Origin of the sequence: Streptomyces sp. NPDC002790 (genome assembly GCF_040295505.1) — a bacterium.
Taxonomy (GTDB): domain Bacteria; phylum Actinomycetota; class Actinomycetes; order Streptomycetales; family Streptomycetaceae; genus Streptomyces.
This window is the reverse complement of the sequence record NZ_JBEOVM010000012.1, coordinates 1-21,458: the sequence shown is the minus strand read 5'-3', so window position 1 is coordinate 21,458 and position 21,458 is coordinate 1. Positions and strand designations below refer to the sequence as shown.

Genomic DNA, 21,458 nt, shown 5'->3' with positions numbered 1-21,458 from the left:
AGGGCCGATTGTTCAAACTTTTTGAACCGCTTGGCAAGCCCCACAGGCGTCGATCCGCCCAGTGGACCGAGCGGTTCCTTCCGGGGCGCGCGGCGTGGAGGCTGCCGACATGAGTAGCCAAGACACCATCGACACCCTGGTCAAGCGCATCGAGGTCCTGGAGGGCGAGGCCGACATCCGCCGCCTCCAGGCGCGATACATGTTCCTGTGCGACACACCGTGCCCGGAGTACGGGGTGGAGAGCGACGAGCAGCGCATCGAGCTGATCCTCGGCCTCTACACCGAGGACGCCATCTGGGAGGGCGTCGGCGAGTACTACGACAGCCAGTTCGGCCGGGCCGAGGGCAAGGCGGCGATCCGCGCGCACTTCAGCCGCTTCTGGCCGAAGGACCAGGACCCGAAGCTGCTCCTGAACGCCCACTGGCTCACCTCGGAGCAGATCCATGTGCACGGGGACGAGGCCGACGGCCAGTGGATCCACTTCCAGCCCTGGCTCTTCGAGGACGGCAAGTCCCTGATCCGCGCCAGTCGACTCAACAACGCCTTCCGCAAGGTCGACGGCGAGTGGCGGATCACCAGGACCAGGACCGAGAACGTCGCCATCGCCGACCTGCCCGACTTCTTCGCCGGCAGCTACCCGAAGCAGTCCGTGCTTCTCAAGGCGCCGGGCACGAACCACACCAACGAGCACGCCGCCGGCGCCTGAATCCTTCTCACCCGTTGAGGTTTCGCTCCACCCACACCGCGGCACGCAGGGCTGCCGTCTCGGACTCCGCGATCACCTGGAGTCCGAGCGGCAGCCCTGCCGCGTTCCGCAACCCCGGCACGGCGACGGCGGCCAGGCCGAGAGCCTGCCAGGAGCGGCTGAGCACGGGATCGCCGGTGGCGTCGAGCCCCTGAGGAGCTGCCCCGGGCGCGGCCGGGCCGAGCACCGCGTCGTACTGGCTGAAGAGCGCGCAGAGTCGGGTGCGTGCGGCGGAGACCAGGTGGCACGCGGCGCCGTAGTCGGCTTCCGTGGTGTCCGCGCCGGTGCGCAGCAGCCCGGCGAGGGGCGCGCTGAGGCGGTCGGCCTGCTCCAGCTCGACGGAGCGTTCGCGTGCGGCCTCGTAGGCCATCACCACCGGGTGCGACGCGGTCACTTCGGCGATCAGGGTCTCCAGCGGGAAGGCGTCGACCCTCGCGCCGCGGTCGGTGAGCCGGGTCGCTGCCGAGGTGAGCGCCGTACCCATCTCGTCGGACACGACCGCCAGGGGTGCGGCGTTCCAGAGCGCGAGCCGCGGGGGGCCGTGCTCGGCGCGGGCCGGGTCCTGCTCGCCGGTCAGAGCGGACCACGCGAGGGAGACATCGGCGGCGGTGGCCGCGTACACGCCGTGTGCGTCGAGGCTGGGGCTGAGGCCCGCGACGCCCTCGGTGGACAGGTGACCGTGGCGCAGTACGAGCGAGGCGACGCCGCAGTACGCGGCCGGCCGGGTCACCGATCCCGCGGTCTGGGAGCCGATGGCCAGCGGGACCTGCCCGGAGGCGACCGCCGCCGCCGAGCCGCTGGAGGAACCGCCGGGCGTGTGCCCCAGGTTGGCGGGGTTGCGGGTCGGGCCGGGCGCGAAGAACGCGAACTCCGTGGTCACGGTCTTGCCCATCGGGATCGCCCCGGCCGCCCGCCAGGCCGCCACGACGGGGGCGTCCCGCTCGGCGGGTCCCGCGTCGGCGCGCAGTACCGAGCCGCACCGGGTGGGCAGTCCGGCCAGGTCGATGATGTCCTTGACGCCCATCGGGACGCCGCCCAGGGGGCCGCCGGGTACGGCCGCGGGTGTGTCATCGAAGGCCACCCAGGCACGTACCTGCTCCTCGGTCCGCGCGATGCGGTCACGGCTGCGCCGCAGGGCCGCTTCGGACGTGGTGCGTCCCGAGCTCAGCTCGGCGACGAGTTCGCTCAGGGGCCAGGGCTTTCGGACGGTGTCGCTCACTTGGTACCCCGCTGTACGTCGGTCTGTGTGTCGGTCCCCGACCGCATGTCGGTGCCCCACTGCACGTCGGCCTCCCAGAAGTCCATGCCACCGGCGCTCACACCATGGCGCCAGTCCGAGGTGCGTCGCAGGGCGGGTTCGACGCGGGCGGTCTCCTCGTCCGCCGCGTCCGGGCCGTCCTGGGGAACGCCCCAGTGCACCCAGCCGAGTTCGCGTCCCGCGGCGTCGCGGACGAACAGGTCGACGTGTTTCCACCCGTAGCCGTGGTTGTCGTTGTAGCAGGTGAGGGTCATCCGCGGGGCGCGGTCATCCGGCTCTCGCTCTTCCATGCTCGGCCACTCCTCCTTTGGGGTCGTGTCTGTGGCGGCGCGTCCGTTCCGCCTACGGATCCGACCACATCGTCCTGCCGGTTCCGCCGCGTCGGTCCACTCACCGGTCCGACCCGTCGCATCGGCACACGCGATGGCTGAGCATCCCGTTGGGCCTCGAACGCGAGCCGGAAGGAGCCGACATGGGTGACACCCCCGAGCCAATAGCGGGCACGAAGTGGCAAGCGGTGCTTGCGGAGCTCACCGAACGACGGGCGGAGTTCAACGCCCAGGGGTACGTCCCCCGTGACTTCATCGAGAAGCTCATGCCGTTCGGTGTCTACCGGCACGCCACCCCGATCCGGTTCGGGGGAAGTGTGCTGCCGCCCCACCAATTCCTCCGGCTGGTCGAGGAGGTGGGCCGTGTCGACGGGTCCACCGCCTGGGTGGTGGGCTTCGCGTCCGCCAACACCTACCTCGGCGCGCTCCCCGTGGAGACGCAGAAGGAGATCTACCGCGAAGGCCCCGACGTCGTCGTGGCCGGTGGCCTCTTCCCGATGCAGAAGGCCGAGCGGACCGCGGACGGATTCCGGGTGAGCGGCCGGTGGAAGTTCGCCAGCGGCTGCATGGCCGCCGACTACATCAACGTGGGCCTGTTGGACGAGTCCGCGGGCGGGCAGCCCCGCGCGGCGCTGCTCCCCGCCGATCGAGTCACCATCGTGCAGGACTGGGACGTGAGCGGGATGCGCGCGTCGGGGTCCTTCGACACGGTGCTCGATGACGTCGAGATCCCGCTGGAGTGGACCTACATCCGCGGCGGCGCCTCACAGATCGACGAGCCCCTCTTCCGCTACCCGCTGCTCGCCTACCAGGCGCAGTGTCACGCGGCGATCGGGCTCGGTGTGGCCCTGGGCGCCCTGGACCACGCGCACCGCTCCGGCTCCTACCGGGGCATCACGGGCGCGCCGCCGGTCGGCGAACGGGCCTACTACCGCACGGAGTTCGCGCGGCAGTACGTGGCGCTCCAGTCGGCGCGCCGCTACTTCCTGGACGTCGCCGAGGAGGTGTGGGAGACCGTCAGCGCCGGGGAGGCGGCGAGCGCGGAGCAGGTCGCGCGGATCCGCCTCAGCGCCGTGCACATCGCCGACACCGCCGCCCAGGTCGTCCACGACCTGTCCAAGGTGTCCGGGGCGGCGATCATCCAGAACTCCCACCCCCTGAACCGGATCCGGCTCGACGCCCAGGTCCCCCAGTTGCACGCCTCGCTCAGCCAGCACATCTACGACGACGCCGGGGCCGTCCTGCTGGGCCTGGATCCGACCACCCCCGGCTTCCTGGGCCCCGAGAACCCCCGTGGCGACCGGGACCACCGCCCCAGGAGCGGCAACACCGAGGAGAAGACAGCATGACCATCGAGTTCACCGCGGCGAACATCCATCAGTTGGATCCTGCCGATCTCGTCCAGGACGATCGCGTCGCCGCGCGGGTCTACACCGACCCGGAGATCTTCGAACGCGAGATGACCGAGATCTTCGAGAAGACCTGGATCTGGGTGGCGCACGAGAGCGAGCTGCCCAAACCGGGCAGCTTCAAGTCCACGTACGTGGGCCGCAATTCGGTGATCGTCACGCGGGACCGCAAGGGCGCCCTCCACACCCTGGTCAACCGCTGCCGGCACCGCGGCGCCAGCCTGTGCGAGAAGCCACGCGGCGAGGCCAACGGCTTCACCTGCCCCTACCACGCCTGGTCGTACGGCCTGGACGGGCGGCTGCGCGGCATCCCCTACCCCGACGGTTACGAGGGGGTGCTGAGCAAGGACCAGATGGGCCTGCACAAGCTGCGCACCGAGAGCTACCACGGCCTGATCTTCGCCACCTTCGACCAGGACGCCGAGCCCCTGGAGGAGTTCCTCGGCGATGTGCGGGGGTGGGCCGACCGGTTCATGAAGCAGGGCGGCGGCTATCCGCTGAAGGTGCTCGGCACCCACCGCTTCAGGTTCCGCGGCAACTGGAAGATCCAGCTGGAGAACACCACCGACGGCTACCACTTCCCGATCGTGCACCGCTCCTGGATGAGCTCGGTGGACGGCGAGACGGCCGACATGCTGAGCTTCATGACCGACCCGGCCTCCACCTGCCAGGCCCTCGGCAACGGGCACAGCGTGATGCACATGGTGCCGGCGCACATGGATCTCGACGCCGACGACGGCAGCGAGCCCCTGCAGCCCCGATTTGACGGCCTGGCCGCCGAGTTGAGGCAGGGCGGGGCCGACGAGGCGCAGGTCCGCAAGCTGGTCCGCGCCATGCACGGCACCGGTTCGAACCTCAATCTGTTCCCCAACGTCGGCCTGTCCTCGGCGTTCTTCCGGGTGCTGCGCCCGATCAGCGTCGACGAGACGATCATCGAGCACGTGGCGCTCGGCGTGGACGCCCCGGAGGAGATCGCGGGGCCGATCCGCCGCGAACGCCTGCGCATCCACGAGCACTTCCAGGGCCCCTTCGGCTTCGGCACCCCCGACGACGCCGAGGGCTGGGACCGCGTGCAGCGCGGCGCCCAGGCCTGCCCGGAGATGCCGATCATGGTGAACCGCGGCCTGAAGCGCGAGACCGAGGCCCCCGAGGGCTGGGCCACCTCGCACAGCACCGACGAGACCGGTATGCGGGCCGCGTACCGGATGTGGAAGAAGATGATGAGCAATGGCTGAGACCGCCATGATCCCCAACGCCGCCACGGCCACCCTCTCCGACCCGCGCGTCGTGCGGGCCATCGAACTCGCCTGGCACGAGGCCGACTTGCTCGACCGCAAGGAGTACCAGGCGTGGAACGAGCTGTACGCCGATGACGGCATCTACGTCATCCCGCTCGATGCCACCACCGAGGACTTCGACGACCAGCTCAACATGGTCTACGACGACGCCCGGATGCGGGCCATGCGCGTCGCGCGCCTCACCGAGGGGTACGCCATCGCGGCGGTCGACTCGGCGAGGACCGCACGCACCGTGTCGCGCTTCGTGGCGGTGGAGACCACCGACGCATCGGTGTCGCTGCGGGCCGCCCAGGTCGTGGTCGCCTATAAGCGGGGCCGTCACCAACTGTGGGCCGGGGACGTCGAGTTCACGGTCCGGTTCGGCGCGGACCGCTCCGAGGACCGGATCGTGCGCAAGGTGATCCGGCTGGTGGACTCCGAGGACGCCGTGCCCGCCGCGGGGTTCCTGCTGTGAGTGTCGCCGTCCAGGTGTCCGAGATCGTGGAGGAGAGCGCGGCGGTCCGCTCCCTGCGGCTGCGCAGGGCCGACGGCGCCGCGTTCGGCCCCTTCGCCGCGGGCGCGCACATCGATGTGACAGGGCCGACCGGGGTCCTTCGCCAGTACTCGCTGGCGGGGGACCCGGCCGACCGCTCGTCGGTCCTCATCGCGGTGAAGCGGGAGGCGGAGTCCCGGGGCGGCTCGGCGGCCCTCCACCAGGCGGAGCTCGGCGACGAGTTGACGATCGGCCCGCCCCGCAACCTGCTGGGCATCGCCGACGACGCCGACCGGCACCTGCTGGTCGCCGGCGGCATCGGCGTCACCCCGCTGCTGAGCATGGCCTACGAACTCCACCGGCGCGGCGCCGACTTCGCGCTGCACTACTTCGTACGCTCACGCGCCGAGCTCGCCTTCGGCGACCTGCTGGAGCGCCGCGCCGAGTTCCGCGACCGGGTCACCCTCCACATCGGGCGTCCGCGGGGCGAACACCCTGACATCCTGCGGCCATCGGCGGCCACACTGAGTGCCGACAGCCATGTGTACACCTGCGGGCCTGTCGGGTTCATGGACCAGGTCACCGCGGTCTTCGCCCCGGTCGTGGGCGAGGCGCAGGTCCATGTCGAGCACTTCTCGGCGGAGCCGGTCGACGCCTCGGACAACACACCGTTCACGGTGGAGCTCGACACCGGTGAGGAGTTCGAGGTCCCGGCCGACCGCTCGATCCTCTCCGTGCTGGAGGAGGCGGGCATCTCCGTCGGCAAGTCCTGCGAGGAGGGCATCTGCGGCTCGTGCGTCTCCGGCCTGCTGGAGGGCACCGCCGACCACCGCGACCACTGCCTGTCCGCCGCCGAGCACGCGGCGGGCACGGAGATCGCGCTCTGTGTGTCACGGGCACGCTCCGAACGGCTGCGCATCGAGCTGTACTGACCGGCGGCCGGCACACCGGCGACACCGTCGGCGGACGCGCTGCCCCACTGTCGACACCGACCCGACAAGGAAGACGATGGTCAGCCAGACGAATCAGCAGACCGGGTCCTGCGGCGACCGCGTGGTCCCGCAGCCACCGCCCCCGCCCAAGTCACGCTGGCGCACGGTCCTGGGACGGTATCCGACCGGCATCACCATCATCACGTCGGTCGACGAGTCCGGTGGCCCGATCGGGATGGTCGTCGGCACCTTCACTTCGGTGTCCGAGAACCCGCCCCTGGTCGGGTTCCTGCCCCAGGAACGGTCCCGGACCTACGCCGGCATCCGACACGCGGGCCGGTTCCACGCGTCCGTCCTGGGCGCCGAACACGAGTCCCTGTGCCGGGACTTCTTCGCCGCCGCCCCCGAGGACCGGTTCACCGGCGACGCCTGGGAGTTCGACGAGCACGGTGTTCCGCGGCTCCGGTCCGCCGTGGCCTGGTTCGACGCCACGGTGCACGACGTACTGCCGGCCGGGGACCACGTGATGGTGCTGGGCGCGGTGGAGGACCTGGGCCTCGGCCCGCGCGCCGACGAGGCGCCGCTGGTCTTCCTCAACGGCGGCTACGGCTCGTTCGCGTCTCCGGTCACCGGTGTCGACCTTGCCGAAATGGGCTCCCGGCTCCGCATCGCCACGGGTGTCGGCGACCTCATTCAGGACCTCGCCCGGGAGCTGAACGTCGAGTGCGCTCTGTCCACCGTGGTGCGCGGCCAGGTGGTCGTGCTCACCGCGGCCGACACCCGGCAGCCGTACGTCGGTACCTGCTTCCCCTTCGCGGCGCCGATGGACCCCGGCTTCGCCGCCTGGTGCGACCCTGACCTGCGCCGCGCCTGGAGGGAGGACGCCGTGCGCCTGATGGGCCGGATCGACACCCAACTCCTAGACGACACCCTCGCCCTGGTCCGCGAGCAGGGGTACGCCATCTCCTTCGGGCACACCCTTTCCGAGCACTTCGGCGGGCTGACCGCCGAGGCACGGAACGGGGCCGGGGACGGGCGCCAGGCCCTGGTCGGGCTCTGGGAGCGGATGGCGTCCGGATACGCGGACTACTGCCGCGACCCCCGCCCGAGGCACCATGCCCGCACCCTCCAACTCCCGGTCTTCGGCGCCGACCGGCACGTCGCCTTCGAACTCATGGTGGGCGGCTTCGGTGCCGACATCGGGGCGAAACGCTTCCGGGCCATCCTCGCCGCCGCGCTGGACAGAGCGCAGCACATCACCGAACTGACCGGTGGCACACCCCCTTCCTGCTACGCGCCGAAACTCCCCTGACAGGCCCAGAGGTACACACATGACCGAGCAAATATCGGCGGCGGCCACCACGGGTTCGCCGCCGCCGGCCCGCAGCGGCATCGTCCGCATCGCCCTCGCCAGTGGGCTGGGCACCTCGCTGGAGTTCTACGACTTCGCCATCTACGGGACGGCGACCACGCTGGTCCTCACCGACACCTTCTTCAAGACCGACGACGCCTGGTTCGGCACCTTCCTCGGTCTCGCGACCTTCGCCATCGGCTTCCTGATGGCGCCGCTCGGCGCCGCCGGGTTCGGCTGGGTCGGCGACCGGTACGGCCGGCGCTTCGCGCTGCTCCTCACGTTCATCGGCATGGGCGCGGCCACCGTTTTGATGGGTGTGCTGCCGACCTACGCGCAGATCGGTGTCGCGGCGCCGCTGCTCCTGGTCGTCCTGCGGATGGGGCACGGCCTGTTCCGTGGTGGTGAGACCGGCGGCGCGGCCGCGCTCGCCATCGAGCACGCCCCTGATGACAAACGGGCCAGGTACGGGGTGTTCGTCGCCCTCGGCTCGCCGTTCGGGACGATCATCGCCAACCTGGCGTTCGCCGCCGTGCTCTTCCTGCCGGACTCCAGCATCGAGTCCTGGGGCTGGCGGCTGCCCTTCCTCGCCGGTGGTGTGGCCATCGTCATCGGCGTCTGGATCCGCCGGGGCGTGGCGGAGAGCCCGGTGTTCCAGCAGATGGTGCGCGAGGAGGGCGAGTCGCTCAAGGACCGGCGCCCGGTGGCCGACGTCTTCCGCTCCAACTGGCGCCGGGTGCTGCTGGCCGCGGGCGTCAACATCGGCCTGAACTCCTGCACGTTCGCGCTGGTCACCTTCATGATGTCCTACGCGACGTCCGCGGCCCCCGACGGTCTCGGGCTGCCCCGGCAGGCAGTGGTCAACGCCAGCACGCTGGGCCTGCTGGTCCACGCGGCGAGCAACGTCGTCGGGGCGTGGGCCTCGGACCGGTTCGGCCGGCGACCGGTCATGTTCACCGGAGCGCTCTCGTCACTGGTCGCGGCGCTGGTCATCTTCCCGATCGCCGGAGCGGGCACCATCGGCGCCTTCACCGGCGCGCTGATGCTCGGCTTCGCGACGACCGGGCTGCTGTTCGGCCCGATGTACACCTTCTTCACCGAGCTCTTCCCCCGCGACCAGCGGCAGTCCGGGATGGGCATCGCCTTCCACCTCGGCGCCGTCCTCGGCGGCGGCATCTCCCCGCTGGTCGCGAACCGGATCATCGCCGCGACCGGAAACGCCGACAACGTCGGCTACTACCTCGCCGGAACCTGCGTCCTGTCCCTGGTGTGTCTGATGGCCCTGCCGGAGACGGCACCGCGGGCGCTGCGGAAGCGGTGACGGGCTGCCCGATGTCAGCCGAGCAGTCCCGCCTCCTGCGCCAGCACCGCGGCCTGGACCCGGTTGGTGCAGTCGGTGCGGGTGAGGATGCTACTGATGTGGGCCTTGACAGTGCCGGAGCTCAGGTGGAGCCGGTCGGCGATCTCGGCGTTGGAAAGGCCGGTGCCGAGCAGCCGCAGGATGTCCCGTTCGGCCGGTGTCAGCTCCGCGATCCGGCCCGCTGCCGCGTCGCCGCTGTGGCCCATGCGGGTCCGGAAGTCGACGAGTTGGCGGGTGACCTGCGGGGCGAGGACGGGTTCCCCGGCGGCTGCGCGGCGTACGGCGTCGATGAGCGCGTGGGGGCCGGTGTCCTTGAGGAGGTAGCCGTGGGCCCCGGCGCGCAACGCGCTGGTGACGGTCGACTCCTCACCGAAGGCCGTCAGCATCACCGCGCGGGTGCGGGGCGACTGGCGGGTGATCTCGGCGACGGCGGTGATGCCGTCCCCTGGCATGCGGATGTCGAGGAGGGCGACGTCGATGGTGTGGACCCGGCAGGCTTCGACGGCCTCACGGGCGTCCTGTGCCTCGGCCTCGATACGGATCTCGTCGTCGTGCTCAAGGACCAGCCGGACGCCGGTACGCATCAGGGCCTCGTCGTCGGCGATCAGGACTCGGATCATCGCCTCATTGTAGGACGGCCATGATCAACAGAGCGACGGTGCCACCGATCGTCGGCAACAGCACCAGCAGCGCCGCGCAGCCACCTCCCAGGATGCGGGGCCACGTGAGCACTTCCGTGGACAGCGGGGCCCGGGAGCCCGCCCCCTCCGACAGTGGCTTCGACAAAGTGGCGTACACGGACTGCGCGTCGGGCCTGACGGGTATCCGGGCGGAGAGGGCGAAGCCGCCCTCCGGGCGCGGTCCGGCTTGCAGGACGCCCCCGAGCAGGCTGATCCGTTCGTGCAGGCCGACGAGTCCACTGCGGTTCCCGCCGCCGGGCGAACGGGGCGCCGGCGGGGCGTCGTTGACGACGGCGATCGTCACGGTCGCCCCTTCGTCCTGGAACGTGACACGGACGGTCGCGCCGGGTGCGTGCTTCAGCGCGTTGGTGAGTCCCTCGCGGGCGACACGGTGCACGGCCTGCCGGGTGCGGGGGTCCGCTTCCGTCAAGTCGGCGGCGTTCCAATGGAGTTCGGCGTCTGCCCCCGCGTTACGGGAGTCCGTGACGAGGGTCGAGAGGGACTCACGGGTCCCCCGCTCGCCGATGTCCTCGCCCGACTGGTGACGCAGGACGCCGAGGATGCCGCGCAGCTCGTCCATGGCCGTTCCGGCGGTCGTGTGCAGCAGTTCGGCCTGCGGGGCCAGCGGCGGCGCCTGGCGTTCGGCGGCGAGCTGGAGGGCCCCGGCGTGCACCGAGATGAGTCCGATGCGGTGGCCGAGCAGATCGTGCATCTCGGCGGCGATGCGGGCCCGTTCCTCCATGCGGGCCGCCTCGTCGGTGAGGGAGCGGGCCTGTTCGAGGTAGGCGTTGCGTTCCCGCAGCAGTCCCTTCAGCGGACGGCGGTGCCCCAGCACCCGGCCGGACAGCGCGGGCAGCAGGACGAACAGTGCGGCCAGGCCGGCGCCGGTGATCAGATACGGCAGCGTGGGAAGCTCGCTGAGGGATTGGCTGGCGATCGACAGGAGCACGGCTCCGGCGGCGCTCGCCCCGACCGCCGTCCAGGCGCGCCGGGCGGCGGGGATGCGGCGTACGGCGGACCAGACGACACACGGCACCACCACCGTCGCCCACACGTTCTCCCCGGCGATCACCGGCATGCAGCCCAGCACCGCGAGGGTCGGGTACCGGCGCCGCGCGGGCACGAGCAGCGCCGCCCACACACCCAGGAGGGCCACCGGCACCGGGTGGGCCGGCGGCATCAGCGGAACCGGCACCAGCGAGCACACCAACACCAGGCCGGCGAGTACGGACTCGATCACGACCGTCCGCCGGGGCGCGGCTCGCACCGCATTCCGGATCGCGGCCGCCTCGCGGCGCACCCGCGTCCACGGTCGCACTACCGGGCTCATCGTTTTCCTCCGCGCGGGTTCCGTTCTCAACGGCCGATCGTGTCACATGTGTTGGTGGGTCACCGCGGCCTCAGTTCGCACGCGCCGCTCCTGCGGGCACCTGGAGCTCCGGCTCGGCCCGCAGCGCGTCGACGTCCACGCCGCTCTCGGTCAGCACGCGCTCGATCTCCGCCGCGGACTCCGCGTCCGTCCCGGTCTCGTCAAGGAGCGCGGCCAGCAGATGGGTCGTGCCGACCGTGGGCGAGCCATGGTGGGAGGCGGTGAACTGCGTGACGTGCAGGAGCCGTTCCTCGAAGTCGGCGGGTCCGCGCACCTCCGCGGGCTCCCCCTCCGCGACGCCTGTGGTGGGAAGCAGCACCCGGGAGACAGCGTCCTGCCGGGCGCCGTGCCGGCGCAGGAGTTCCGCCCCTCGGTTCGCCCCCTGGAGCTTCTCGGGCAGCTCACGTCCCGCGACGCTCAGCGACCGCTCAAGGGCCAGGATGCCCAGTAGCATGTCGACGGCTTGCGTCTTCGGCTCCCCGCGCCGCACCGCCACCCGCGGCGCCTCCGAGCGCGCCGCGCCCACCATCGCCGAGCCGAAGAGTCCGGCGCTGCCGCCGAAGACCCAGGCGTTGAACTTCCGGGTCAGCGGATTGCCGCTCTTCCCGAACGTCCCCGCCTTGCGCAGGATGAACACTGTGGTGGGTTCCGGCAGTTCGTCGCTTCCCCGCAGCGCCTCGAGCGCGGCCGAGGCAGCCGGGACGTCCACCTTCTCCACGACCATGGCCTCGCGGGCCCGCGTCCCGTCCAACTCGACCAGGGCGTGCGCCACATGACGGACACGCACCGACACGGCGCCCTCCGCCCGTGCGGCCTCCAATGCCTTGCGCAGACACGACCGCAACGCGCCGGTCATCGGCGGCAGTTCGATGCTCCGCGGGGCGGCCTGGCCCTCCTCCCTCTTCTTTTTCTCCTCTTTCCGGTTCTGCCAACGCCGCCGCTTGGCCTCCTCGTGCCGGACCTCCCGCCACAGGGCGTCAATCTCCCGCTCGTCGTCCGGTGTCTCCGCCACGCCGTCCCCCGCGTCGGCACTGACCCACACGGACGTCCCCCGGTACCCGATGGATCCGCTGAGCGAGCCGGACGCCTTCATCCCCGGGGCGATCGCGGAGCCCGCGTCCGAGTCACCCGACACGATCGCGGCCAGCACACTCTCCGTACCGACGTCCTCGCGCTCCTGCTTGGCCCCCGCGCGCAGCGCCTCCAGCAACAGCTTTTCGACGTCCCTCTCGAACTCGGTGGCGAGTCCGGTGTCGCGGTCGGCCGTTCGCTGATCCATCGTTGCTCCCTCTCCGTGGTGTCACCTACCGAGAAGGACGCTATCCGCGGGACCTTCGGCTCCGCGTCGGCCGACCGTCCAGGCTTCCGGTCCGATCGGCCGGGTTGTCGGGCAGTGGGCGGGCCACCCGGCCGGACCCCGTGGAACTGTTCGCCCACTGACGCCTAACGCAGGTTCACCCGCGCCCAGTCCTCGAAGCGCGTCAGCGGCAGGCCCAGCGCACGGGCGAACTCCGGGCGGCCCGGCTGGCCCGCGGCGTTCATGAAGGCACCGGAGGCACCCATGGGCGGCATTCCAGCGGCGAGGGCCTGCTCCAGGGTCAGGTCAGGCGCGGTGATCGGCCGGTCGAGGACGCGGCTGAGGATCTCGGCGACCTCCTCCATCGACCGGTACTCACTGGCCAGTTCGAGTTCCACCTCGTGGAAACGGTCCGGGTCCGCGAGGGCGGCGGCGGCCGCGGTGCCGATGTCGGCGACCGCTGTGAGGGAGAGCCGGGTGTCGGGCTTGATGAGAGTGATCAGGCCGCCCTCGATGCCGTGCGGGAAGAGGTAGGCCATGGACGGGAGCAGGTTCTCCATGAAGAAGCCCGGCTTGAGGAGCGTCCAGCGCGGGAAGCCGACCGTGCGGACGAGATCCTGGATGGCGGCCTTGGTGTCGAGGGTCGGGGCCATGAAGTCCCAGTACCCCTCGGCCCAGCCGGGTACCTCGGTGTGCTGCCCAGCACCGGTGACAGAGGTGTGCACGAACTGCTCCACCCCGGCGGCGCGGGCGCCTTCGACGAGGTTGGTGGCCTGGGCCAGCTCGTTGTCGAAGTCGGCGCCCTCGGCGGTGAAGAGGGGCATCTGGACCGAGAAGACGGCGCGGGCACCCTCGGCGGCGTGCGTCACGGAGGCGCGGTCCAGGAGATCTCCGGTGACGAGCCGGGCCCCGAGTGCGGCGACGGCGCGGGCCCGGTCGGTGGCGGGGTCCCGGACCAGGGCACGTACGGGAACACCGGCGGCGAGCAGCGCACGGGCGGTGGCGCCGCCCTGCCGGCCGGTGGCGCCGGTGACGAGTACGGGGGCGTGTGCGAGTGACGGGGTGCTGGGCGGGGTCGGCATGAGAGGACTCCTTCGACATACGGACGTACGGACGCACGGCCGGCCAAGGGCAGGCGTCGGCCACGGGAAATGGCGGGGCCCGCCATTTATGTTCGGATACGATATGGCGGGCCCCGCCACTTAGCAATCCTGGAGCTGATCACATGGTCGAGCGGCAGCGCGCCGACGCCCGGCGCAACTACGAGCGGATCCTCGCCGTCGCCGAGGAGGAGGTCGCCGCACGGGGCGCGGAAGCCTCGCTGGAGCAGATCGCGCGCGTAGCCGGAGTCGGCTCCGCGACCGTGCGCAGACACTTCCCGACCCGGCGGGCGCTACTGGAGGCCGTCTCGCGGCACCGGATCGAGGCACTGAGCGCACGGGCACGAGAACTCGACGGCCGGAGCGGCAAGGACGGGAAGAGTGACGGCCGGAAGGGCGAGGGCCGGAAGGCACTGCTGGAGTGGCTGGGCGAGGTGGTCGCCTACTGCGTCACCGCGCGCGGACTGGCGGCAGCCCTCTCGTACGACGAGGGGCACGACCCGGTGGGGGGCAACTCCTGCGCGGCAGCGCTGATCGAGGCGGGAGAGCCACTCCTGCGGGGCGCGGCGCGGGAGGGTGCGGTGGCACCAGGGGTCACGGTCGAGGACCTGATCACCCTGGCCGTCGGCCTCACCCTCGCCACGGAGCACCACCCCGCGCCCGCGGCCCGCGCCGACGCACTGCTCGCCCTTGCGGTGGCGGGGATCAGCCCCGAGCCAGCCGCCGGTACTCGTCGAGCAGGCGGCGCAGCTGACACACCATGAAGTCGTAGTACGTGTGCATGTCGCGCAGCCGCGCCTGTTGCGCCTCCGGCATGCCAACTCCCCGCTCCTGCGCGGTCCGGGCGAGTTCGAGCAGCTGCTCGGTCTGGGTGAGCTGGTGCTGGAGGCAGCCGCTCCACGCGTCGTCGCGCCAGACGTAACCGGCCTGGCGCACGCCGGGCACCTTGACCCGCTCGACCGTGCCGTTCGCGATGAGCAGGCGGGTCATCTCCGACGTCGAACCCTTGCTGGCTCCCAGCCGCGCCTGGAGCTCCGACAGCGTCATGGGGTCGGGGCTGAGCATCAGCACACCCGCCAGCCGCCCGGCGATCGGCGGCCATCCCATCGCGCTCCCGATCCGCCGGCCGAAGTCCTCGACCAACGGCCTCTCGCTCATGGCTGAACTGTTGTCGGCGGCTGGCGGCACCGATCCTCCCCGTACGGAAAAAACTGAAAATTCATTCTTGACTGAACTTTCCTTCTGCGTCAGATTACCAGCATCCGCACAGGAGCCCCCGGTGCGTGACACTCCCGCATCAAGGAGGAGCGATGGCACAGCACGTTCGCGACCTGATCGTCGTCGGCGCTGGCTCCGCGGGTGCGGCGCTCGCCGTCCGCGCCGCCACTCGCGGCCGCCGGGTCCTGCTGCTCGAAGCGGGCCCCGACTACCGCTCGGCCCAGATGCCGGAGGCGTGGCGCTCCCCCAACCCCGTGGTGGCCCTCATGGATCCCGCGGCCTCGGAACATGTCGTGTGGACCGGCCTGAACTCCTCGCGCACCGAGAAGCAGCCGCAGGCCCCGTACTGGCGCGGGCGTGGCGTGGGCGGCAGTTCGTCCGTCAACGGCCAGATCGCGATCCGGCCGCCGATGGCGGACTTCGAGGAGTGGGCCCGGCTCGGCTGTACCGGATGGGCGCCCGATGACGTGCTGCCCTACTTCGCCAAGCTGGAGGACGACGAGGAGTTCGGCGACAAGCCCCACCACGGCCGCGGCGGGCCGACCCCGATCCACCGGACCCCGAAGGACGCCTGGGGTAGCGTCGACCGGGCCCTGGCCGACTCGGCGCTCGCTGCGGGGTTCGGCTGGGCACCCGACGTCAACGCCCCCGGCGCCACCGGCGTATCGCCGTACCCGATCAACTCCCGCGACGGCCGCCGCGTCAGCGTCAACGACGCCTACCTCGAACCCGGACGCGAACTGCCCGGCCTCACCATCCGCGGCGACGCGCTGGTGGACACCGTCATCTTCGAGAACGACCGCGCGGTCGGTGTGCGTGCGGTGATCGACGGAGCCGTCGTCACCGAGTACGCGGACGAGGTGATCCTCAGCGCCGGGGTGATCCACTCCCCCGCGATCCTGCTGCGCTCGGGCATCGGCCCCGCCGCCCAACTGCGGGCACTGGGGATCGAGGTGTGCCAGGACCTGCCGGTCGGTGTCGGGATGCAGGACCACGCGATGACGGTGCTCTCGCTGCCGTTGCGGGCCGAAACCGCCATCACGTCACCGCACGACCGGCACACCAACGTCTGCGTGCGCTGGTCCAGCGGGTCGGGTACGCACTCCGACGACCTCATGTTCGTCTCGCTCAACCAGAACGTGCTGTCCATGGCCACGGCGAACACCCAAGAGCACGCCGGCGGCTTTGGTGTCTGGCTGAACCGGACCCACTCGCGCGGTGAACTCACCCTCGTCTCCACGGATCCCTCGGCACACCCGTACGTCGCCCAGCGCATGCTGTCCGACGCGCGGGATCTCGCCCCGATGCGGGAGGGTGTGCGCGCCCTCGTCGAGTTGAGCGGCAGCGCCGAGACGGCCGCCGTCCTGGGCGGATCGGTCGAGGAGGCGAACGGCCCGCTGTTCGCGGCACTGGCGGACGACAGTGCCCTCGACGACCATCTGCTCGCCACGGTCCTCGACGCCCAACACGGCACGAGTACCTGCCGGATGGGCGCGACCAGCGCCGCCGGGACGGTCGTCGACCCGGAATGCCGGGTGCAGGGTGTCCGGGGACTGCGGGTCGTGGACGCCTCGATCTTCCCTTCCGTGCCGAGGGCCAACACCAACCTCGCCGCCATCATGACCGGCGAACTCATGGCCGACCGCCTCGACGCCTGACACCGCCCCGTGACGCACGGAGCCCCGTGCTGAACCTCGTACCGAACAGAATTACCGAACAGAAACGGCCCCCACCATGGAAACCCTCCAGAACTTCATCGGCGGCCGGTGGGAAGAGCCGACCGGCGAGGATGTCGTCGCCGTGGTCAACCCCGCCACCGAGGAAGCCGTCGCGCACTTCCGCGCGGGCAGCGCCGCCGACGTCGACCGCTCAGTGACCGCGGCCGCCGAAGCGCAGCGCGAGTGGGCCGCCCTCACCGTGTCTCGGCGCGTGGAGCACCTGCACGCCTGGGCCGGCACGATCGCCGCACACACCGCGGAACTCGCCGAACTGGAATGCCGCGAGATGGGCAAGCCGGTCGGCATCGGGCGCACCTTCGTGGAGGGCGCGGTGGCCGGGCTGAAGGCGGCCGCCGACCAGGCGCTCACCTACCCGTTCAGCGAAACGGTGGCAGGGCCTGGCCCGGCGGGCGAGCGGACCGACATCGTCCGCCACCCGCTCGGTGTCACCGCGGTCATCACCCCGTGGAACTTCCCCGTCGCCATGGTCCTCGGTGGCCTCGGCCCGCTGCTCGCCGCCGGGAACACCGTCGTGGTCAAGCCCTCCGAGCGGTCCCCGCTCTCCACGGTGCGGCTGTTCGAACTGGCCGCCGCCTCCGGACTCCCCGCGGGCGTGCTGAACCTGGTCCTCGGCGACGGCCGCACCGGCGCGGCGCTGACGGAACACCAAGACGTACGGCTCGTCCACTTCACCGGCTCGGTCGGCGCCGGCCGCGCCGTGGGAACGGCCACCGGAGCGCACCTGAACCGCTGCGTACTCGAACTCGGCGGCAAGGACCCCGTCGTGATCGACGCCGGAGTCGACCCGGTGGCCACCGCGCAAGCCGTCGCGTTCGGCGCCTTCATCAACACCGGCCAGATCTGCACCTCCATGGAGCGGATCTACGTCCATGAGCGGATCGCGGACGAGTTCGTCGAGGCCCTCGCCGCCGCGGCGCGGACCTTCGCCGTCGGCGACGGTCTCGACCCCGCCACGGTGCTCGGCCCCCTCGTGGACGCGCGGCAACGCGACACCGTACGACGCCACGTCGAGGACGCCGTCACCAAAGGCGCGACCGTTCGTGCGGGCGGAGTCGCACCGGAGCGCCCCGGCTACTTCTACCCGGCGACCGTCCTCACCGGAGTCGACGACACCATGCTCGTGATGACCGAGGAGACGTTCGGTCCCGTGGCACCCGTCACCGTCGTGGCCGACTTCGAGGAGGGGCTCGCCCGCGCGGCGGCCTCCCGCTACGGCCTCGCCGCCACCGTCTACACCGACGACCCCGACCACATCGCGGCGGCCGCCCGGCTGCCCGTGGGTGTCGTCTGGGTCAACCAGTGGCAGGGCGGCGGCCCCGAGCGGCTCTACGAACCCGCCCGCGACAGCGGCATGGGAGCCACCGGGGCGCGCGCCGCCTACGACGCCGCGACCCGGCCCGCCGCCGTACACATCGCCGCCTCCGCCCCGGCGGCCGACCGGTAACCCCCTCCAAGTGGGTGAGGTGTCACTCCGGCAGCGTGCCCGTCGCGGCCACCTTCGCGTACCAGCGGGCGCTGGCCTTGGGGGTGCGGGTGCCGGTCGGGTAGTCGACGTGGACCATGCCGAAGCGCTTGCTGTAGCCGTAGCCCCACTCGAAGTTGTCCAGCAGCGACCACAGGAAGTAGCCGCGGATGTCCGCGCCCGCGGACCTCGCTCGGTGCACGGCGGCCAGGTGGTCGCGGACGTAGGCGATACGTTCCGGGTCGTTGACGTTGCCGTCGGGGCCCGCGTAGTCGTGGAACGCCGCGCCGTTCTCCGTGATCACCAGAGGCAGACGAGGGTTCTCGCCGCTCAGACGGACCAGCAGTTCCTCAAGACCCGAGGCGTCGATCGTCCAGCCCATCGCGGTCCTGTCACCGGGTGTCGGGTGGAAGGCGACGCGGTCCGCACCCACCCAGGGGGTGTGCGCACTGGCGCCGTGGCCGTCGCTGCCGTGGGCCGGGTCGCCCTCGGAGACCAGCGTCGGCGAGTAGTAGTTGACGCCCAGGAAGTCCAGCGGCTGGTGGATCTCGGCCAGGTCGCCGTCCTCGACGAAGGACCAGTCGGTGAGCGACGCGGTGTCCTTCAGCAGGTCCTCGGGGTACTCGCCCCGCAGCATCGGGCCGGTGAAGACCCGGTTGGCCAGCGCGTCGATGCGCCGGGCGGCGTCCGTGTCCCCGGCCGCGTCGGTCAGCGGGCGTACGTGGTGCACGTTGAGTGTCACCGACACCTCGGCGGCCGGGCGCAGTCGCGAGCGGAGCGCCTGAACGGCCAGGCCGTGTCCCAGGTTGAGGTGGTGGGCAGCGCGCAGGGCGGCGACCGGCTCGGTGCGACCGGGGGCGTGCACCCCGGACGCGTAACCGAGGAAGGCGCTGCACCAGGGCTCGTTGAGGGTGGTCCAGGTGTCGATGTGGTCGCCCAGGCCCTCGGCGGCCAGCGCCGCGTACTCGGCGAACCGCTCGGCGGTCTCCCGGGCCGGCCACCCGCCCAGGTCCTCCAACTCCTGCGGCAGGTCCCAGTGGTAGAGCGTGGCGACCGGCTTGATGCCCTTCTCGCGCAGCGCGTCGGCCAGCCGCCGGTAGAAGTCGAGGCCCTTCTGCAGGGCAGGTCCGCGGCCGGTCGGCTGGATGCGCGGCCAGGCGAGCGAGAAGCGGTACGCCTTGACGCCCAGGTCCGCCATGATGTCGACGTCCTCGGCCCAACGGTGGTAGTGGTCACAGGCGATGTCGCCGGTGTCACCGTTGAGGACCTTGCCGGGCGTACGCGCGTAGGTGTCCCAGATGGACGGGGTGCGGCCGTCCTCTTGGGCGGCGCCCTCGATCTGGTACGAGGCGGTCGCCGTACCCCACAGGAAGTCGGCGGGGAACGTGAGCGCGGATGACATGAAGGACTCCTACGGGATGAACTGACGGGAACGGTACGGGAGTTGAGTCGGCTTCGCGTCGACGTGAGTCGTGACTCAGCCCTTGACGGCGCCCTGCATGATGCCGCCGACGATCTGCCGGCCGAAGACCACGAACATCGCGAGCAGCGGCAGCGTGCCGAGCAGCGCGCCCGCCATGATCAGGGACTGGTCGCGGACATAGCCGGCGCTCAGCTGTGTGAGCGCCACGGGCACGGTCGGGTTGGTCATGTCGAGGGCGATGAACGGCCAGAAGAAGTCGTTCCAGGCGTGGACGAACGTGATCATGAAGATCACGGCCATGGGGGCGCGGGCGATCGGAAGCACGATGGACCAGAAGATGCGCAGCGAGTGCGCGCCGTCGACACGGCCCGCCTCGACGAGCTCGTCGGGCAGTGCCTCGGCGAAGTACTGCCGCATGAAGAACACACCGACCGCGCTGACCAGCGTAGGGAAGATGACCGATGGCAGCTGCTGGCCCCAGCCGAGGTCGCTCATCATCATGAACAGGGGGACGACGCCCAGTTGGGGCGGCACCATCATGGTTCCGATGACGACCATGAGCAGGGCGCCCCGACCCTTGAAGCGGAGCTTGGCGAAGGCGAATCCGGCCAGGGTCGCGAAGAGCACCGTGGACAGCGAGATGGCGCCGGCCACGATCAGCGAGTTCATCATCGCCTTGCCCATGGCGGCCTCGGTCCAGGCCCGGGAGAGGTTGGTGAAGAGGTTCGGCCCCGGCAGGAACGGCGGCGGGGTCCGCGAGATCCGGGCGCTGTCGGAGGAGGCCGCGACCAGCGTCCAATAGAGCGGGAAGAGCGAGACCAGGGCGGTGATTCCGAGCAGGACGTAGGTGACGGGCCCCGCGTGGTGCTGTTTGCCCGCGCCCGGCTTCAGGCGCCTGCGGCGGGCGGGTGCGGGGCGCTCGACGGCGCCGCCGTCTCGGGCGCCGGTGCGGACCGGAGCGGTGTCGGTGGTCATGGCGTGGCTCCCCGGTCAGTGCTTGCGGTTGCGCAGGCGCGAGACGACGCGCTGCAGGACGTAGAAGAGGACGAGCAGCAGGAACATCGCCCAGGCCACGGTGGCCGCGCGGCCCATCTGGTAGTTCTTCCAACCCTCTTCGTAGAGCAGCAGGCCGAGCGTCTGGTACTGGCCGTCGGTGCCACCGGTGACGCCGTTGGGACCCTGGCCGAAGATCAGTGGTTCGCCGAAGAGCTGGGTGGCGCCGATCGTCGAGAGGACGATGGTGAAGACGATCGTCGCCTTGATGCCGGGGACGGTGACGGTGCGGAACTGCTGCCAGCGGTTGGCCCCGTCGATGGCGGCGGCCTCGTAGCGCTCCAGCGGCACGGCCTGCATGGCGGCCAGGTAGAGCAGGGCGTTGTAGCCGGTCCAGCGCCAGATCACGATCGCGGAGATGGCGCTCTGCGAGGCCCAGGTGGAGTTCTCCCAGTCGACCGGGTCGATGCCCACCAGGCCGAGACCCCAGTTGATCATGCCGAAGTCGCGCTGGAAGAGCATCGTGAAGACGAGCGCGGCGGCGCCGACCGAGGTGGCGTACGGGGTGAGGGCGGCGACGCGGAAGAAGGTCGATCCACGCATCCGGTAGTTGAGCAGGTGTGCCAGGCCGAGGGCCATGAGCAGCTGCGGAACCGTGGAGATCACACCGATGGTGATGGTGTTGCGCAGCGCGTTCCAGAACCGCTCGTCGGCGAGCAGCGCCGTGTAGTTGTCCAGGCCCCGCCATGACATGACGTCGAAGGTGGACAGCTCGACCTGGTGGAGGGAGATCCAGGCGGTGTAGATCAGCGGGTAGAAGCTGAACGCGGCGAAGATGACGAAGAAGGGGGCGATGAACGCGTACGGCGCGCCCTTCACGTCGAGGCGGTGCAGCAGCGGAATCCTCGAACGGGCCTTGTCCGAAGGGAGAGTTGAGGTGGCCACCGGGGTCCTTCCGTCGGGCGAGCGGGGTGGCGGGCTGGCGGGGTGTGCGATGCGGCGGCGGGGGGGGGGGGGGGGGGG

Annotated in this window: 20 protein-coding genes; 10 read left to right on the top strand and 10 right to left on the bottom strand. The window is 71.0% G+C overall.

Annotated features, from left to right (window positions below; all coding sequences use genetic code 11):
• Positions 1 to 109 precede the first annotated feature (109 nt).
• A complete protein-coding gene (locus ABT004_RS09140) occupies positions 110 to 706 on the top strand; it encodes a nuclear transport factor 2 family protein (protein ID WP_351333159.1) in 597 nt (198 codons plus the stop codon).
• Between the two features lie 7 nt (positions 707 to 713).
• Here the strand turns inward: ABT004_RS09140 and ABT004_RS09135 are convergent, their stop codons facing one another.
• A complete protein-coding gene (locus ABT004_RS09135; protein ID WP_351333156.1) occupies positions 714 to 1,964 on the bottom strand; it encodes an amidase in 1,251 nt (416 codons plus the stop codon).
• The gene (locus ABT004_RS09130; protein WP_351333153.1) at positions 1,961 to 2,293 is read right to left on the bottom strand and encodes a hypothetical protein; all 333 of its coding nucleotides are present in this window, start codon (positions 2,291 to 2,293) and stop codon (positions 1,961 to 1,963) included. Before ABT004_RS09130 ends, ABT004_RS09135 begins: the two co-directional genes overlap by 4 nt.
• Positions 2,294 to 2,475: 182 nt before the next feature.
• Here ABT004_RS09130 and ABT004_RS09125 point away from each other — a divergent pair, with 182 nt between their 5' ends.
• From ABT004_RS09125 to ABT004_RS09100, 6 genes are all read left to right on the top strand, one after another.
• Complete coding sequence (locus ABT004_RS09125) at positions 2,476 to 3,681, top strand: acyl-CoA dehydrogenase family protein (protein ID WP_351333150.1); 1,206 nt, start codon at positions 2,476 to 2,478, stop codon at positions 3,679 to 3,681.
• Complete coding sequence (locus ABT004_RS09120) at positions 3,678 to 4,976, top strand: aromatic ring-hydroxylating oxygenase subunit alpha (protein ID WP_351333147.1); 1,299 nt, start codon at positions 3,678 to 3,680, stop codon at positions 4,974 to 4,976. The genes ABT004_RS09125 and ABT004_RS09120 overlap by 4 nt, the downstream gene beginning before the upstream one ends.
• Positions 4,969 to 5,493, top strand: a complete 525-nt coding sequence (locus ABT004_RS09115) for an aromatic-ring-hydroxylating dioxygenase subunit beta (protein WP_351333145.1) — start codon at positions 4,969 to 4,971, stop codon at positions 5,491 to 5,493. The genes ABT004_RS09120 and ABT004_RS09115 overlap by 8 nt, the downstream gene beginning before the upstream one ends.
• Positions 5,490 to 6,443 carry a PDR/VanB family oxidoreductase gene (locus tag ABT004_RS09110; RefSeq protein ID WP_351333143.1) on the top strand — a complete coding sequence of 318 codons (954 nt, stop codon included), beginning with the start codon at positions 5,490 to 5,492 and terminating at the stop codon, positions 6,441 to 6,443. The genes ABT004_RS09115 and ABT004_RS09110 overlap by 4 nt, the downstream gene beginning before the upstream one ends.
• 76 nt (positions 6,444 to 6,519) lie before the next feature.
• Positions 6,520 to 7,755 (top strand): flavin reductase, encoded by a 1,236-nt coding sequence (locus tag ABT004_RS09105; RefSeq protein ID WP_351333141.1) that lies wholly within the window; start codon positions 6,520 to 6,522, stop codon positions 7,753 to 7,755.
• 19 nt (positions 7,756 to 7,774) lie between these two features.
• Positions 7,775 to 9,115: an MFS transporter gene (locus ABT004_RS09100; protein WP_351333138.1), complete on the top strand. Its 1,341-nt coding sequence runs from the start codon at positions 7,775 to 7,777 to the stop codon at positions 9,113 to 9,115.
• 14 nt (positions 9,116 to 9,129) lie between these two features.
• Here ABT004_RS09100 and ABT004_RS09095 read toward each other — a convergent pair whose 3' ends face one another.
• The 4 genes from ABT004_RS09095 to ABT004_RS09080 form a co-directional block, all read right to left on the bottom strand.
• Positions 9,130 to 9,774: a response regulator gene (locus tag ABT004_RS09095; RefSeq protein WP_351333136.1), complete on the bottom strand. Its 645-nt coding sequence runs from the start codon at positions 9,772 to 9,774 to the stop codon at positions 9,130 to 9,132.
• Positions 9,775 to 9,778: 4 nt separating this feature from the next.
• Positions 9,779 to 11,164 (bottom strand): sensor histidine kinase, encoded by a 1,386-nt coding sequence (locus tag ABT004_RS09090; RefSeq protein ID WP_351333133.1) that lies wholly within the window; start codon positions 11,162 to 11,164, stop codon positions 9,779 to 9,781.
• 70 nt (positions 11,165 to 11,234) lie between these two features.
• Positions 11,235 to 12,482, bottom strand: a complete 1,248-nt coding sequence (locus ABT004_RS09085) for a Clp protease N-terminal domain-containing protein (RefSeq protein WP_351333130.1) — start codon at positions 12,480 to 12,482, stop codon at positions 11,235 to 11,237.
• A gap of 164 nt (positions 12,483 to 12,646) precedes the next feature.
• The gene (locus ABT004_RS09080; protein ID WP_351333127.1) at positions 12,647 to 13,582 is read right to left on the bottom strand and encodes an NmrA/HSCARG family protein; all 936 of its coding nucleotides are present in this window, start codon (positions 13,580 to 13,582) and stop codon (positions 12,647 to 12,649) included.
• 143 nt (positions 13,583 to 13,725) lie between these two features.
• Between ABT004_RS09080 and ABT004_RS09075 the strand changes: the two genes are divergently transcribed.
• A complete protein-coding gene (locus tag ABT004_RS09075) occupies positions 13,726 to 14,364 on the top strand; it encodes a TetR/AcrR family transcriptional regulator (RefSeq protein ID WP_351333124.1) in 639 nt (212 codons plus the stop codon).
• On the opposite strand, the gene ABT004_RS09070 is transcribed toward ABT004_RS09075, so the two are convergent.
• Positions 14,306 to 14,758 carry a GbsR/MarR family transcriptional regulator gene (locus tag ABT004_RS09070; protein ID WP_351333122.1) on the bottom strand — a complete coding sequence of 151 codons (453 nt, stop codon included), beginning with the start codon at positions 14,756 to 14,758 and terminating at the stop codon, positions 14,306 to 14,308. The genes ABT004_RS09075 and ABT004_RS09070 overlap by 59 nt on opposite strands.
• A gap of 152 nt (positions 14,759 to 14,910) precedes the next feature.
• On the opposite strand from ABT004_RS09070, the gene ABT004_RS09065 reads away from it, so the two are divergent.
• Both ABT004_RS09065 and ABT004_RS09060 read left to right on the top strand, forming a co-directional pair.
• Entirely contained in the window at positions 14,911 to 16,476 is a 1,566-nt protein-coding gene (locus ABT004_RS09065) for a GMC family oxidoreductase (RefSeq protein ID WP_351333120.1), read from the top strand.
• A 76-nt stretch (positions 16,477 to 16,552) separates the two neighbouring features.
• Entirely contained in the window at positions 16,553 to 18,001 is a 1,449-nt protein-coding gene (locus ABT004_RS09060) for an aldehyde dehydrogenase family protein (RefSeq protein WP_351333117.1), read from the top strand.
• 22 nt (positions 18,002 to 18,023) lie between these two features.
• Here the strand turns inward: ABT004_RS09060 and ABT004_RS09055 are convergent, their stop codons facing one another.
• From ABT004_RS09055 to ABT004_RS09045, 3 genes are all read right to left on the bottom strand, one after another.
• On the bottom strand, positions 18,024 to 19,421 hold the full coding sequence (locus tag ABT004_RS09055) for a GH1 family beta-glucosidase (RefSeq protein ID WP_351333115.1): 1,398 nt from the start codon (positions 19,419 to 19,421) through the stop codon (positions 18,024 to 18,026).
• A gap of 75 nt (positions 19,422 to 19,496) precedes the next feature.
• On the bottom strand, positions 19,497 to 20,417 hold the full coding sequence (locus ABT004_RS09050) for a carbohydrate ABC transporter permease (protein ID WP_351333113.1): 921 nt from the start codon (positions 20,415 to 20,417) through the stop codon (positions 19,497 to 19,499).
• 15 nt (positions 20,418 to 20,432) lie between these two features.
• Entirely contained in the window at positions 20,433 to 21,380 is a 948-nt protein-coding gene (locus ABT004_RS09045; protein ID WP_351333110.1) for a carbohydrate ABC transporter permease, read from the bottom strand.
• Positions 21,381 to 21,458 lie beyond the last annotated feature (78 nt).

Coding starts and splice junctions, on each gene's coding strand:
- ABT004_RS09140 (WP_351333159.1), top strand. CDS start 110: ATGAGTAGCCAAGACACCATCGACACCCTGGTCAAGCGCATCGAGGTC.
- ABT004_RS09130 (WP_351333153.1), bottom strand. CDS start 2,293: ATGGAAGAGCGAGAGCCGGATGACCGCGCCCCGCGGATGACCCTCACC.
- ABT004_RS09125 (WP_351333150.1), top strand. CDS start 2,476: ATGGGTGACACCCCCGAGCCAATAGCGGGCACGAAGTGGCAAGCGGTG.
- ABT004_RS09120 (WP_351333147.1), top strand. CDS start 3,678: ATGACCATCGAGTTCACCGCGGCGAACATCCATCAGTTGGATCCTGCC.
- ABT004_RS09115 (WP_351333145.1), top strand. CDS start 4,969: ATGGCTGAGACCGCCATGATCCCCAACGCCGCCACGGCCACCCTCTCC.
- ABT004_RS09105 (WP_351333141.1), top strand. CDS start 6,520: ATGGTCAGCCAGACGAATCAGCAGACCGGGTCCTGCGGCGACCGCGTG.
- ABT004_RS09100 (WP_351333138.1), top strand. CDS start 7,775: ATGACCGAGCAAATATCGGCGGCGGCCACCACGGGTTCGCCGCCGCCG.
- ABT004_RS09095 (WP_351333136.1), bottom strand. CDS start 9,774: ATGATCCGAGTCCTGATCGCCGACGACGAGGCCCTGATGCGTACCGGC.
- ABT004_RS09090 (WP_351333133.1), bottom strand. CDS start 11,164: ATGAGCCCGGTAGTGCGACCGTGGACGCGGGTGCGCCGCGAGGCGGCC.
- ABT004_RS09085 (WP_351333130.1), bottom strand. CDS start 12,482: ATGGATCAGCGAACGGCCGACCGCGACACCGGACTCGCCACCGAGTTC.
- ABT004_RS09080 (WP_351333127.1), bottom strand. CDS start 13,582: ATGCCGACCCCGCCCAGCACCCCGTCACTCGCACACGCCCCCGTACTC.
- ABT004_RS09075 (WP_351333124.1), top strand. CDS start 13,726: ATGGTCGAGCGGCAGCGCGCCGACGCCCGGCGCAACTACGAGCGGATC.
- ABT004_RS09070 (WP_351333122.1), bottom strand. CDS start 14,758: ATGAGCGAGAGGCCGTTGGTCGAGGACTTCGGCCGGCGGATCGGGAGC.
- ABT004_RS09065 (WP_351333120.1), top strand. CDS start 14,911: ATGGCACAGCACGTTCGCGACCTGATCGTCGTCGGCGCTGGCTCCGCG.
- ABT004_RS09060 (WP_351333117.1), top strand. CDS start 16,553: ATGGAAACCCTCCAGAACTTCATCGGCGGCCGGTGGGAAGAGCCGACC.
- ABT004_RS09055 (WP_351333115.1), bottom strand. CDS start 19,421: ATGTCATCCGCGCTCACGTTCCCCGCCGACTTCCTGTGGGGTACGGCG.
- ABT004_RS09050 (WP_351333113.1), bottom strand. CDS start 20,417: ATGACCACCGACACCGCTCCGGTCCGCACCGGCGCCCGAGACGGCGGC.